12 protein-coding genes and 1 other RNA gene are annotated in these 13,075 nt (G+C 41.6%); 10 read left to right on the plus strand and 3 right to left on the minus strand.

The window, feature by feature from the left end; genetic code table 11:
• From B2V22_RS00120 to B2V22_RS00145, 6 genes are all read left to right on the plus strand, one after another.
• On the plus strand, window positions 1-183 hold a 183-nt coding region (locus B2V22_RS00120; RefSeq protein ID WP_290489758.1), incomplete at its 5' end, for a DUF871 domain-containing protein.
• Window positions 184-198: 15 nt separating this feature from the next.
• On the plus strand, window positions 199-1,092 hold the full coding sequence (gene murQ, locus B2V22_RS00125; RefSeq protein WP_290489759.1) for an N-acetylmuramic acid 6-phosphate etherase: 894 nt from the start codon (window positions 199-201) through the stop codon (window positions 1,090-1,092).
• Between the two features lie 19 nt (window positions 1,093-1,111).
• Window positions 1,112-2,608 carry a PTS transporter subunit EIIC gene (locus B2V22_RS00130; protein ID WP_290489760.1) on the plus strand — a complete coding sequence of 499 codons (1,497 nt, stop codon included), beginning with the start codon at window positions 1,112-1,114 and terminating at the stop codon, window positions 2,606-2,608.
• An 86-nt stretch (window positions 2,609-2,694) separates the two neighbouring features.
• The gene (locus B2V22_RS00135; RefSeq protein WP_290489761.1) at window positions 2,695-3,558 is read left to right on the plus strand and encodes a MurR/RpiR family transcriptional regulator; all 864 of its coding nucleotides are present in this window, start codon (window positions 2,695-2,697) and stop codon (window positions 3,556-3,558) included.
• Between the two features lie 211 nt (window positions 3,559-3,769).
• The gene (locus tag B2V22_RS00140; protein WP_290489762.1) at window positions 3,770-4,132 is read left to right on the plus strand and encodes a Spx/MgsR family RNA polymerase-binding regulatory protein; all 363 of its coding nucleotides are present in this window, start codon (window positions 3,770-3,772) and stop codon (window positions 4,130-4,132) included.
• Window positions 4,133-4,194: 62 nt separating this feature from the next.
• Window positions 4,195-5,361 (plus strand): M20/M25/M40 family metallo-hydrolase, encoded by a 1,167-nt coding sequence (locus B2V22_RS00145; protein WP_290489763.1) that lies wholly within the window; start codon window positions 4,195-4,197, stop codon window positions 5,359-5,361.
• 92 nt (window positions 5,362-5,453) lie between these two features.
• Here the strand turns inward: B2V22_RS00145 and B2V22_RS00150 are convergent, their stop codons facing one another.
• The 3 genes from B2V22_RS00150 to B2V22_RS00160 form a co-directional block, all read right to left on the minus strand.
• The gene (locus B2V22_RS00150; RefSeq protein WP_290489765.1) at window positions 5,454-5,918 is read right to left on the minus strand and encodes a universal stress protein; all 465 of its coding nucleotides are present in this window, start codon (window positions 5,916-5,918) and stop codon (window positions 5,454-5,456) included.
• Between the two features lie 197 nt (window positions 5,919-6,115).
• Window positions 6,116-6,303: non-coding RNA, 6S RNA (gene ssrS / locus B2V22_RS00155), on the minus strand.
• A 96-nt stretch (window positions 6,304-6,399) separates the two neighbouring features.
• Window positions 6,400-7,671: a replication-associated recombination protein A gene (locus tag B2V22_RS00160; RefSeq protein ID WP_290489766.1), complete on the minus strand. Its 1,272-nt coding sequence runs from the start codon at window positions 7,669-7,671 to the stop codon at window positions 6,400-6,402.
• A gap of 190 nt (window positions 7,672-7,861) precedes the next feature.
• Here B2V22_RS00160 and gshAB point away from each other — a divergent pair, with 190 nt between their 5' ends.
• The 4 genes from gshAB to mnmA all read left to right on the plus strand — a co-directional run bounded on the left by gshAB (window position 7,862) and on the right by mnmA (window position 12,954).
• The gene (gshAB, locus tag B2V22_RS00165; protein ID WP_290489767.1) at window positions 7,862-10,156 is read left to right on the plus strand and encodes a bifunctional glutamate--cysteine ligase GshA/glutathione synthetase GshB; all 2,295 of its coding nucleotides are present in this window, start codon (window positions 7,862-7,864) and stop codon (window positions 10,154-10,156) included.
• Window positions 10,156-11,286 carry a cysteine desulfurase family protein gene (locus B2V22_RS00170; protein WP_290489768.1) on the plus strand — a complete coding sequence of 377 codons (1,131 nt, stop codon included), beginning with the start codon at window positions 10,156-10,158 and terminating at the stop codon, window positions 11,284-11,286. The genes gshAB and B2V22_RS00170 overlap by 1 nt, the downstream gene beginning before the upstream one ends.
• Window positions 11,287-11,318: 32 nt before the next feature.
• Entirely contained in the window at window positions 11,319-11,663 is a 345-nt protein-coding gene (locus B2V22_RS00175; protein ID WP_290489769.1) for a hypothetical protein, read from the plus strand.
• 199 nt (window positions 11,664-11,862) lie between these two features.
• Window positions 11,863-12,954 carry a tRNA 2-thiouridine(34) synthase MnmA gene (gene mnmA, locus B2V22_RS00180; protein ID WP_059134596.1) on the plus strand — a complete coding sequence of 364 codons (1,092 nt, stop codon included), beginning with the start codon at window positions 11,863-11,865 and terminating at the stop codon, window positions 12,952-12,954.
• Window positions 12,955-13,075 lie beyond the last annotated feature (121 nt).

The raw sequence follows: 13,075 nt of genomic DNA on the forward strand, positions 1-13,075 counted from the left end.
CAACATGGCGCTATCACTGTCGATAATGAAGGCTACGGCCGCTATCAGGGTGAAGTACAAATTTGTAAGGTTGATTTACTAGAAGATGGGAAAGTCAATGTGGTTGGACGGGTGACTCAAGATGATAGAGACTTGATCGCCTTCATTGGGCCAGGGCAAACCTTTAAATTATTGCATAAGTAAGGGAGGAAGAAAGATATGAGTGTAGAAATTAATCAGTTAACGACTGAGAGGCGCAATCCGAATACGATGCATTTGGACCAGATGTCAGTTCGTCAAGTACTTGAGCTGATGAATAAGGAAGACCAACAGGTGCCTGAAGCGATCGCAGAAGCGCTTGGACAAATTGAAGCGGCAGTTGAAACGATTATTCAGTCTTTAAAAGCTGGTGGCCGGTTAATTTATTTTGGCGCTGGGACGTCTGGTCGCCTAGGCGTCTTGGATGCAGCTGAGTGTGTCCCAACTTTTGGGGTCTCACCAGACTTAGTGGTCGGCTTGATTGCGGGTGGTGACAAGGCCATGGTTGAAGCGGTTGAGGGCGCTGAAGATTCACTAACTTTGGCGGAAGAAGATTTCAGGAAGTTAAACTTAAATGCCAATGATACAGTTGTTGGGATTGCTGCTTCTGGACGGACGCCTTATGTCATAGGTGGCTTGCAATACGCCCAAAGTATTGGTGCGAAATCGGTTTCTATTGCCTGCAATCAGCAAGCGAAGATTAGCCGTTTTGCTCAAATCCCTATTGAAGTAGATTGTGGGCCAGAAGTTTTAACTGGATCTACACGGTTAAAAGCTGGGACTGCCCAAAAGTTGATTTTAAATATGTTATCAACAGTTTCGATGATTGGCATCGGGAAAGTATATCAAAATTTAATGGTAGACGTCCAAGCAACGAATGAAAAGCTTGAGGAACGATCAAAACGAATAATTATGGCCGCAACTGAATGTACTTATGAAGATGCAGCAAGGTATTTTGAAGCAGCCAATCAAAATGTCAAAGTCGCCATCGTGATGATTTTAACCAATTTAAATGCGGAAGAAGCCAGTCAAAAAATTAATGCAGCCAATGGTTTTGTAAATCAAGTATTATAATGATAAGGGGATGGGTATCATGGCTAAAATCAGTAATGAAGCACGTTTAGCACAAGCAATTTACCAACATATTGGTGGTCCAGATAATACCAGTAAAGTTTATAACTGTATGACAAGAGTCCGGATCGATATCAAAGACGACCAACAAGTAGATATGGAAGCCTTGAAACAAGTAGAAGGCGTCATGGGTGTCGTTGAAGACGGGGACACCTTACAAGTGGTTGTAGGTCCAGGGACGGCAGCCAAAGTAGCCACTGTTATGGCTGACCAAGGTCATGTCCAACAAGGACGGCAAGTTCAAGAAAATCTTGACCAAGACTTAACCTCTGGTCGGTCTGAAGCTGAAAGAATCACTGCAGAAAATAAAAATAAACAAAAACAAAAGAACAATACACCTTTTAAACAAGCACTGAAAGTGATTGCGTCAATCTTTGTGCCATTAATTCCAGCCTTCGTTGGGGCAGGTATTATTGGGGGGATTGCCTCAATTATTCAAAATATGCTGACGGCTGGGGCTTTGGAGCCAGGTATGTGGGACAACATTTTTCTTGTCCTTAAAATCCTTCAAAACGGGTTATTTGTCTACTTAAACATCTATATTGGTATTAACGCCGCCCGGGTATTTGGTGCAACAGAAGGGCTTGGTGGTGTTGTCGCAGGGGTCACCTACTTAACTGGTATGTTACCAGAAGCGCCATTACCAAATATCTTTACAGGTGGCGACTTAGCGGCCGGTCAAGGTGGGGTCATCGGGGTTATTATCACCGTTTACCTATTGTCACTAGTTGAGAAAGGGTTACGTAAAGTCATTCCGGATGCCATCGATATCATCGTGACTCCAACCATTTCCCTATTAGTTATTGGGATGATGACCATTTTCTTGATTATGCCAATCGCAGGGTTTATCTCCACTTCACTTGTTGGTGCCATCAACTGGATATTACAAGTAGGTGGTGCATTTGCCGGCTTTATCTTGGGTGCAACATTCCTACCTTTAGTCATGTTTGGATTACATCAAATCCTTACACCAATTCATATTGAAATGATTGCAGCTACAGGGAAAACCGTCCTTTTACCCATCCTTGCTATGGCAGGTGCCGGTCAAGTTGGTGCCGCCTTCGCGCTTTGGTTAAAATGCCGCCAGAACAAGCAATTAACCAACATTATTAAAGGGTCTCTACCAGTAGGTATTTTAGGCATCGGTGAACCCTTGATTTATGCCGTAACCCTGCCTTTAGGTCGTCCCTTTGTCACAGCCTGCCTAGGGGGCGGTATCGGTGGTGCAGTCTTAGGTGCAATCGGTGGCGTTGGTGCTACTGCCATTGGACCATCGGGTGTTGCCTTAATTCCATTGATTGCTGACGGACAATGGCCAGCATATGTCATGGGTCTTGTTGCAGCTTATATAGGTGGCTTCATCCTGACTTACTTCTTCGGTGTGCCCCAAACTGCCCAAGCCCCAAGTGAGATTACAGGATCACCATCAAATACCATGGAAGCATTAGACAATTTATAGTAAGATATGAATAACTGGAAAAGGGCTGTCAACTCCTTGCTGACAGCCCTTTAAATTTGTGAAATGATCAACGTTAGAGAGGTGCCATGATGGCAAGAAATATCCTTCAAACAATCAATGAAATGCTGAAAGACTTACCTAAGTCTGAACAAAAAATTGGTCAACTTGTTTTAGCGCGGCCAAAAGATGTTATCCAGATGAACGCAACCGAGCTCGCAAAAGAGGCCAAGTCAAGTCCAGCGGGGGTTATCCGTTTTTGTCATTCGATTGGGATCAGTGGCTTTACCGCGTTAAAACTCGCTTTATCTGCTCAAACAAGTCAAAGAGGCGATTTAAATTATACGGATATTGATGCAGACGAAGGTCTTGATACCATCAAAGAAAAGTTGGCAACCAATGCCAGTGTAGTCTTATCGGATACCAATGTTAGTCTCTTAAACCAAGATATCGATCGAGTTACGGATTGGATTATGGCCAGTCCAGTAGTCTTTTTATACGGACTCGGTGCATCAAATATTGTAGCCCAAGACTTCCGGCAAAAATTTACCCGGATTGGTAAGCAAGTCATGGTAACCCAAGACCAACACGAATTAGTCGCAGCCATGGCCATTGCCCCAAAAGATTCCCTATATATTGGGATTTCTAATTCAGGTGAAAGAGCTGAAGGGACTATTGTCATGAAAATGGCTAAAGAACTCGGTTTAAAAACCGTTTCCTTAACAAAGACAGGTGCCAATACCCTTGCCAATTTAGCGGATATTCCTTTACATACAGCGGACACCAAGGAGGCTTTGTTACGGAGTGGGGCAACCATTTCCTTGTTAGCCCAACTTTATGCCATTGACCTCTTATTCTTTTCATATATGACCAAAAACTATGACACCCATGTGAAAAATTTGGCTTTAACTAAAGAAGCAACCACCGCAATCGAAAGCTTTTATCAAGATTAAAAAGGGTGCTAAATAAGGACAGCACATATTTAAAACTGAAAGCAAATTTCTGCTAAGTAGACTAGCTCTTTTCCAAAGGGCTAGTTTTTTTCTTTAATCATTCAGCTTTGCGAAGAGTGGTCATTTTCAAAGAGATTTAATCGTCTTTTAATAAAGGACAAAATTTGCTAAGATAGTAGGTATAAACTTGAAAGAAAGAGGTTGAAGTCAGGTGCTAAAAATATATGGCTTAAAACAATGTTCCACAACACAAAAGGTGAAAAAACACTTGGAAGATGAAGGGTTAACCTTTGGGGAAATTATCGACATCCGTGATCAACCACCCGTGGCTGAAGAAATTGCTTGGGCACTGGACCAAGTGGACGGTAAATATACAAAAATATTAAATACATCAGGCGGTTTGTACCGTGAATTAGGTTTAAAAGACAAGCTAGCCGATATGTCAAAAGAGGCCTTTTTAACCTTACTGTCTGAACAGGGGATGTTAATTAAACGACCATTAATTGTAGGTGACCAAGTAGCTACAGCAGGGTCAAAAGTCGACTTTCTGGACCAGGTCTGGTTAAGCAAATGAGGATAGGAAAATAAGGTCAAAACAAGGGAAATTATAGGATAAAGGTTCTTGGAGGGGTTTTATTGGAAATTGAAGCGTTAAAGGATTTAATTGCAGGGCAAGAAAGTGACATGTTCGCCTTTTTAGAAGAATTGGTGAATACGGAATCAGGCATTGATCAAATTTCTGGTGTTAATCAAGTGGGGACAATTATCAGCCAATGGTGTGAAAATATTGGCATGACCACCCGGACCATTCCCCATGACCAAGCAGGGGACTTGTTGATTGCTGAATATAAAACAGCCGAAAACAAGGACCAGCAACCCATCGTTTTATCTGGGCATATGGATACGGTCTTCAATGCTGGTGTAACAAAAGACCATCATTTCCGTATATTACCGGATAAACCAGGATTCGCAAAGGGTGCCGGCCTGATGGATATGAAGGGTGGCCTTGTCATCGCCATGTACGTAGTGAAAAACCTGATTGAAATGGGCTATCAAAAACACCCCCTAAGTCTAATTTTTATACCGGATGAAGAAACCCTCCACCGGTATTCAGATACCCGCCAGGAAATGATTGGAGAATTACAGGACGCAGCCTTAATGCTGAACTTTGAACCCACACCAACCTTTGATGAAATTGTGGTCGGCCGTCAAGGTGGTATGATGATGAAAGTAACCGTCGAAGGGGTCCAAGGTCATTCCGGTATGGAAGTTGAAATCGGCCGGTCAGCCGTTGTGGAATTAGCTCAGAAAGTCGTTACCCTAGAAGCATTAACCGATATCAAACGCAAGAAATTGATCAATTGCGGGATTATCAATGGGGGCGTTTCAGCAAATACGATTCCAGGTTCTGCAAAAGGAAACTTCTCACTCAGATTTCCAAACCAGACTATTAAAGAGGAAATTATCGCGGACATCGAACGCGTTATTGCTGAACCCTATATAGCAGATACAGTGACCACATTTGAAATCGAATCTGGCGTAGATGCCATGGTTTACACCGATAAAGTCGATCAATTAGCAGACCATTACTTAGCCACGGCCGACAAATTGGGTTACGGTCCTCTAGTTAAAGTCGAAAGCCAGGGTGCATCCGATGCCTCTCTAGCATCCTTAGTAGACATTCCCGTTGTTGACGGCTTGGGCATTGTGGGGACAGGTGCCCATACCCTTGAGGAGGAAGCTGATTTGACCTCACTTAGACCAAGAGTCACACTATCCATCCAAGCCATTTTAGATTTATAATAAAGTAAACAAATCAAATAACCGCCAACCAGGGAAATGACATCAGCTAGTTGGCGGTTTATTTTTGTTTGAATAAATCTTTTGCTGAAAATTTAGTCAGCCATTTGTTTATTGTCCAAATTCGTACGAACCACTAACACATCACATGGGGCATTGCGAATCACATATTCAGAAACAGAGCCAATAAATAAACGTTCAACAGCATTTAAACCAGTCGCACCAATCATAATTAAATCGGCCTTATTTTCAGGCGCTAAAGTATGGCAAATTTGGTACTTGGCAGAACCATAATCAATCACAGTTTCCACTCGTTCAATCCCAGCTTTACGTGCTTCTTCTTCATAATCAGTTAACATGACTTTAGCACGTGTCGTCACGGCTTCAGGAATGACCTCATTATACATATTTGTTGTTTGGAAAGCAGAGGTGTCAATAATATGGGCAACAATTAAGGTAGCATTGTTACGCTTAGCAACAGCTACAGCCTTTTTAAACGCTAATCTAGACTCGTCCGAACCATCAATTGGGGCTAATATACGTGTATATTCTTGATACATTTTCCTCACGCTCCTTTGTCTTTATTATACCACTTAAAAAGCATGAAGTAAGCGATTAAGGATCATTTTTCAGTTATATAGGAAAAAAACGATAGAAATATCCCTGTATTGCAGGCAAGCAGAAGCAAAAAAAGTAAAAGTAAAAGACAACAAAAAAGGATGCGATAAACGCATCCTCTAAAAAGTTAATTTTATAAAAGAGCTCCGTTATGTGCCGTGATGAGATCTATCTGTATTGAACCCGCATTGATATACAGGTGGGAACCACATATCTACTTCAATAGTCCTCGTGATGAGGCGTTATATCCATAAACCTTGGCAGTTCCCTAGATAGCTAATTGTTCGGTCAACACATGTAAAGAAATCGCGAACACTACAGAGGAATTCTTCTTATAAATATCATACAAGCTTTTGAGGATAATTTCAAGTTTTAGGACCTGAAAAAGCCGACAATTACTATATTCTTAACATTTATAAGTGATTATTTACCTTCACGTTTACGGCGGTTTTCAGCTAAGGCTCGTTCATAATTCCCGGTGTCTCCAGCCTGGTAATACTGTCGACCAACTAGGGTATCTGGCAGGTATTGTTGGGCTACCCAGTGGTTAGGGTAGGCGTGTGGATACTTGTATTCATTACCGTGACCTAGTTTTGCTGCTCCTTTGTAATGGGCATCTTTTAAGTGTTTTGGAATGATACCAGACTTACCGGACCGTACGTCAGCAAGCGCAGCGTCAATTCCTTCAATGGCCGAATTGGATTTAGGCGATAGAGCTAAATCGATAATGGCATTGGCTAAAGGAATTCGAGCTTCTGGTAGGCCTAATTGGTTGGCAGCTTGAACTGCAGCTACCGTTCGTTCAGTTGCTTGAGGATTAGCTAAACCAATATCTTCGTAGGCTATGACTAATAATCGCCGACATAAAATATTTAATTCACCGGCTTCAATTAAGCGCGCTGCGTATAAGAGGGCAGCGTCCACGTCGCTTCCACGGATAGATTTTTGAAAGGCTGAAATAACATCGTAATGCATGTCTCCGTCTGCATCGTGGGAGAATGATTTCATCTGCATGCTTTCTTCCGCAATATCCAAAGTAATATGGATACGGCCATCCGCATTTTCATCTGTTGATTTAACGCTTAGTTCTAGGGCATTTAAGGCCGACCGCAAGTCCCCAAAGGCTGCATGGGCAAAGTGATCGATAGCATTTGCATCAATATCAACTGGAAAACTGCCTAATCCGCGGTCACTATCGGTTAAAGCCCGTTCTAAACCAGTCTTAATATCTGTTTCATTCAGTGGTTCTAATTGGAAGATTTGGGTCCGAGAGCGGATGGCTGGACTGGTGTTAATAAAGGGGTTTTCAGTTGTTGCCCCGATTAAGGTGATCAAACCTGATTCCAAATGGGGTAGTAGAAAGTCTTGTTTTGTTTTATCTAGTCGGTGAATCTCGTCTAGTAATAAGACGATACCGCCAGAAAATTTAGCTTCCTCAACGACCGCCTGTAAGTCCTTCTTGCTGTCTGTAGCGGCATTTAATTTTCTAAATGCATATTTAGTAGACCCAGCGATGGCTGAGGCAATAGACGTTTTCCCAATGCCCGGCGGTCCATATAAAATCATGGATGATAATTGCATGGCCTTTACCATTCGGAAAATGATTTTGCCTTCTCCAACCAGATGTTGTTGGCCGACAACTTCTTCGATTGACCGAGGTCGCATGCGAAAGGCTAAGGGATTGTTTTGTGGCATTTACCTGGCTCCTCTCTTGACTATACTCCCATTAATTATAACATAGGTGATGCATCTTAGCGAATATACGTTCGTTTTCCAATAAAAAGTAAGACAGAAAAATGGTCTGATAAGCACATTAGTGATAAAATAAGTCGAACAACCATTGCTATACGGATGGTAGAAGAGTAGATGAGGAGTTAGATTACATATGAATTGGTTACAGTCATTCATTCAACAAGCAGAGATTCGCCACGCCTTCAAAGAGGCATCGGTAGGGATTGAACGAGAGGGTCACCGGATTACACCTGAGGGGCAGTTGGCTTTAACCCCGCACCCTAAAAAAGTGGATGGGTCAACGTCGTCATTTTATATTCAACGGGACTTTGCGGAATCTCAATTAGAATTGGTGACTCCACCAGTTTATTCTGCGGACCATGTCATGGAATGGTTGCAAGCGATACATGAAGTGGCTATTGAGTCATTAACGGAAAATGAACGGATCTGGCCATACTCAATGCCACCTGCCTTGCCGGCGGATGACTTGATTGAAGTGGCCGATTTAGAAGATCCAGCTGCTGTTGACTACCGGGACTATTTAGTGGAAGTATACGGTAAAAAATTGCAGATGATTTCTGGTATTCACTATAATATGCAGATTTCACCTGCTTTCATTCAACTAGTCCATGAAGAAGCGAAAAAAATAGACGGCAATAGCCAATCGCTAAAAGATTTCCAATCTGATTTTTATCTACGTTTATCTCGTAATTTCTTACGTTACCAGTGGATTTTAGTTTATTTATTTGGGGCGACGCCAATTGCGGATGACAGCTTTTTCCGTGTGCCATCAGATAAATTTGACCACCCAGTGCGGTCAATTCGAAACTCTCATTTAGGTTACATCAACAAAGATGACGTGACCTTTACTTATGACAATTTAGAGGACTATGTGACGCAATTAGAGGCCAACGTGACTGAAGGCCGATTAATCGCTGAGAAAGAATTTTACTCAAATGTTCGATTACGTGGTGCCAACAAAGCCAGGTCTTTACTGAATAATGGGATTAAGTACCTAGAATTTAGACTGTTAGATATTCAACCGGATGCCGATTACGGGATTAAAGCAACTGACATTGACTTTATGAAATACTTCATCTTGTACTTAATCTGGTCTTGTAAAGATGCTAATATGGCAGATGTTCATTACGGGATTGACTTGAAAACTAAAGTTGCCGAAGAAGAAACTTTCCAAAAAACGCAAGCCATGGATGAAGGGTTAGCTATTTTGCAAGACATGCAAGACATGTTAGTAGCAATTGAAGCTGATCAATCAGTTATTGAAACGACACAATTGATGGTAGAACGGATGAAAGACCCAGCATTAACGCCAGCTGGCCAAATGATGACGACTATGAAAGATGTTGATGGCTACCTAGAAGCAGGGCGTCAATTCGCGGAAGAGGTCTACGAGTCAGCCTGGGCTAAACCTTATGCTCTAGGTGGCTTTGAAGATATGGAATTATCCACACAAATCTTGATGTTCGACGCTATCCAAGAAGGCTACCAAATGGCTATTTTGGACCGGAATGACCAGATGCTTCGTCTAAAATACAAGAACCACAAGGAAATCGTGAAGAATGCCAACATTACTAGCAAAGACCCTTATATTGGCCACTATGTAATGGAAAATAAGGTAGTCACTAAGGCGCTATTAGCTGAGCACGGCATTCATGTACCAAAAAGTTTAGAATTTAACCAATTTGATGAAGCGATGAAAGTAGCAGCTTTATACCAAGACAAGGCCTTTGTGATTAAACCAAAATCAACCAATATGGGGATTGGGATTTCGATCTTTAAGAAAGGCGCGACGGCGGACGAATTTAAAGCAGCTTTAGATATCGCCTTTAAAGAAGACCATACAGTTTTAATCGAAGACTTTGCATTTGGTACTGAGTACCGTTTTTACGTGCAAGAAGGGGAAGTCCTGTCTATTGTCAACCGTGTAGGGGCTAATGTGATTGGAGACGGTCAGTCAACAGTTGAAGAATTAGTCGCTGAAAAGAATAAAGACCCTAAACGAGGACGGGACCACCGTTCACCACTAGAAATCATCCAATTAGGGGATATCGAAGTGAATACCTTGAAACAACAAGGCTTTACACCAACGGATGTGGTGCCTGAAGGGCAACAAGTAATTTTACGAGAGAATTCAAACATTTCAACAGGTGGAGATTCTATTGAAGTCTTAGCCGATATGCATGATTCTTATAAGGAAATTGCTGTGAAGATGGCGGCTGTTTTAGGGGTGAATATTACCGGATTAGACCTAATGATTGAAGACATTCACCAACCAGCAAGTGCAGATAACTACGCATTAATTGAAGCCAACTTCAACCCAATGATGATGATGCACATTTATCCAGCAGTGGGAGAAGGGAAACGGATCACAAAAGACCTGTTAAACTTCCTATTCCCAGAGAAAACAAAATTTACGGGAGGAAAATAATGAAAGGCATTTATTTAGATTACGCCGCAACAACACCAGTTGACCCAGAAGTCATCGAAGTCATTACCAATGCCATGCATGATGATTTTGGTAATGCTTCAAGTTTGTACAAGATTGGGCGTGAATCTAAGCAGAAGGTAGAAGGCGTTCGCAGACAAATTGCGCGTACACTTAACGCTAATGCAGATGATATTATCTTTACGTCTGGTGGCACCGAGTCCAATGATTCAGCCATCAACCAAACTGTTGCGCGTTTAGCGGATAAGGGTAAACATTTAATTACAACCGCTGCAGAACACTCTTCTGTTTACCAAACTATGCGTCACCTTGAAAGACAAGGTTTTGAAGTGACTTATCTAGAATTTGACGAAGAAGGTCATATAGACTTTGAAGAATTGAAAACAAGCATTCGAAAAGACACTATTTTGGTATCCATTATGGCCGGCAATAACGAAGTCGGGTCCTTGCAAGACATTCAAGCTATTGGCGATCTATTAGATGAAAAGGATATTTTCTTCCATACAGATACTGTACAAACATATTTGAATATACCTTTAGACGTGGAAAAAATGCACATCGATGCCTTGTCTATGTCTGCCCATAAAATATACGGGCCAAAAGGCATTGGCTTTATGTATTACCGTAATGCGAAGGCGGATTTTACCCCCTATGTACGTGGCGGTAACCAAGAAAATAAACATCGGGCAGGAACAGAAGCCTTACCTTTAATTTTGGGCATGTCTAAAGCCATCGAAAAACAATATGACAATATGGACAAGCACCAAGACCACTTAAAGGCCTTGCGTCAACATTTCTTGGAGGGTGCTCGGGAACGTGGGTTAGACTTCCAAATCAATGGTCCGGCTGAAGCAGAATTGGCCCATGTCTTAAATATCTATTGGCCTGGTCACCCGTCTGATCAAGTTTTAATCAAACTAGACTTAAGAGATGCCTACTTATCAGCAGGTTCAGCATGTACAGCAGGATCACTTGAACCATCACGTGTGCTTGTGTCTATGTTCGGGGCGGATTCGCCACGAATCGCAGAAAGTTTACGACTTTCTTTTGGAGACCCGACCGAATTTTCAGATATTGATCAAATTTTAGATATTTTTGCTTCAATTAAATAGTCGTTTTGATTTCTAGTGGAGGAGAGCAGAATATGGCAATGACAGCAAGTGTCCAGTTAAAAGGTGCTAGCAAGAAATTTAAACTGGCCGATACAGTGAAGAAATATACCCTTAGAGACTACGGATTCCAAGAAGGTAAACAAGGAAACTTTGAATTCGAACGCGTAGTAACCGCATCATTTAATGATAGCCGTGAAGTCTTATTCAAAATGAAAGTGAATAGCAGTCTGGATGGTTTTTCTATGACCGTGACCAATTTAAACGGGATGCAAGTGGTGAATGTTTATAAAAACGATTCAATGGCGCCACTGCAAGAAGCGGTTGAACGATTACAATCGGATATGGTCACTATGGGTATCCTTGAAGAAATTGCATAGATTATAACGCATAAATATACTCGGAAAAAGTAAGCATATTGCTTGCTTTTTTTGTTATAGCCTGTATAATTTGTACTTGTGATTTTATAATCTCTACTAACAACCTAATATACGACCTTCAATCGTAAAATTATGGCAGAAAGATGGTGATGTTGTGGTAGAAAATAATCCAAACAAAAATACCCGCGTGGTAGTCGGTATGAGTGGTGGCGTTGATTCCAGCGTGACAGCTTTATTACTGAAACAACAAGGGTATGATGTCATCGGTATCTTCATGAAGAACTGGGATGACACAGACGAAAATGGTTTCTGTACAGCAACGGAAGATTACAAAGATGTTGCCGCAGTAGCCGCACAAATCGGTATTCCTTATTACTCGATTAACTTTGAGAAGGAATATTGGGACAAGGTATTCACTTATTTCTTAGATGAATACAAACGCGACCGGACGCCCAATCCGGATGTAATGTGTAACAAGGAAATCAAATTTAAAGCTTTCCTAGACTATGCATTAGAACTTGGGGCTGACTATGTTGCAACTGGCCACTACGCGCAAGTTGAACGAGACTCTAAGGGCAAAGTACACATGTTACGTGGTTTAGATAATAATAAGGATCAAACATACTTTCTTAACCAATTATCCCAAGACCAATTACAACGTGTCATGTTCCCATTAGGCCATTTAGAAAAACCAGAAGTTCGTCGCATTGCTGAAGAAGCAGGCTTAGCAACCGCTAAGAAAAAAGACTCAACTGGTATTTGCTTTATTGGTGAAAAGAACTTTAAAGAATTCCTAGGTAACTTTTTACCTGCACAACCTGGTAAAATGATTGCTGAAGATGGGACTGTAATGGGTGACCACATGGGCTTAATGTACTATACAATCGGCCAACGTAAAGGATTAGGCATCGGTGGCGGTGGCGAATCTGATCAACCATGGTTCGTTGTAGGGAAAGACCAAGCTAAAAACGTTTTATACGTTGGTCAAGGATTCCACAACGATAAATTATATGCAGACTACTTAATGGCGAGTGATTTATCATTTGTCGATGACGAATTTACGGCAACATCATTTGATTGCACAGCGAAATTCCGTTACCGTCAAAAAGATACACAAGTCCATGTTGATATCAATGAAGATGGGACTGCGAAAATCACTTTTGCAGAACCAGTACGTGCAATCACCCCAGGGCAAGCAGTTGTTTTTTACGACGGTCCAGAATGTCTAGGTGGCGGTACAATCGATGCTGCATTCAAAAACTCAGAAGTAGCAGAATTACAATACGTTTAAACACTTCAATCAACTATTGAAACAACTCAAACTAACATAGAAGAGGCGTGATGTCATGGTCACGTCTTTTTTTCTATTATATTTATACAGCCAGAATGACTTAATGACCTATAAATCCATC

The organism is Aerococcus sp. UBA6277, assembly GCF_002440555.1.
Taxonomy (GTDB): Bacteria; Bacillota; Bacilli; order Lactobacillales; family Aerococcaceae; genus Aerococcus.

Bases quoted from the DNA above. Each gene is read 5' to 3' on its own strand.
- murQ (WP_290489759.1), top strand. From the start codon at position 199: ATGAGTGTAGAAATTAATCAGTTAACGACTGAGAGGCGCAATCCGAAT.
- B2V22_RS00130 (WP_290489760.1), top strand. From the start codon at position 1,112: ATGGCTAAAATCAGTAATGAAGCACGTTTAGCACAAGCAATTTACCAA.
- B2V22_RS00135 (WP_290489761.1), top strand. From the start codon at position 2,695: ATGATGGCAAGAAATATCCTTCAAACAATCAATGAAATGCTGAAAGAC.
- B2V22_RS00150 (WP_290489765.1), bottom strand. From the start codon at position 5,918: ATGTATCAAGAATATACACGTATATTAGCCCCAATTGATGGTTCGGAC.
- B2V22_RS00160 (WP_290489766.1), bottom strand. From the start codon at position 7,671: ATGCCACAAAACAATCCCTTAGCCTTTCGCATGCGACCTCGGTCAATC.
- gshAB (WP_290489767.1), top strand. From the start codon at position 7,862: ATGAATTGGTTACAGTCATTCATTCAACAAGCAGAGATTCGCCACGCC.
- B2V22_RS00170 (WP_290489768.1), top strand. From the start codon at position 10,156: ATGAAAGGCATTTATTTAGATTACGCCGCAACAACACCAGTTGACCCA.
- B2V22_RS00175 (WP_290489769.1), top strand. From the start codon at position 11,319: ATGGCAATGACAGCAAGTGTCCAGTTAAAAGGTGCTAGCAAGAAATTT.
- mnmA (WP_059134596.1), top strand. From the start codon at position 11,863: ATGAGTGGTGGCGTTGATTCCAGCGTGACAGCTTTATTACTGAAACAA.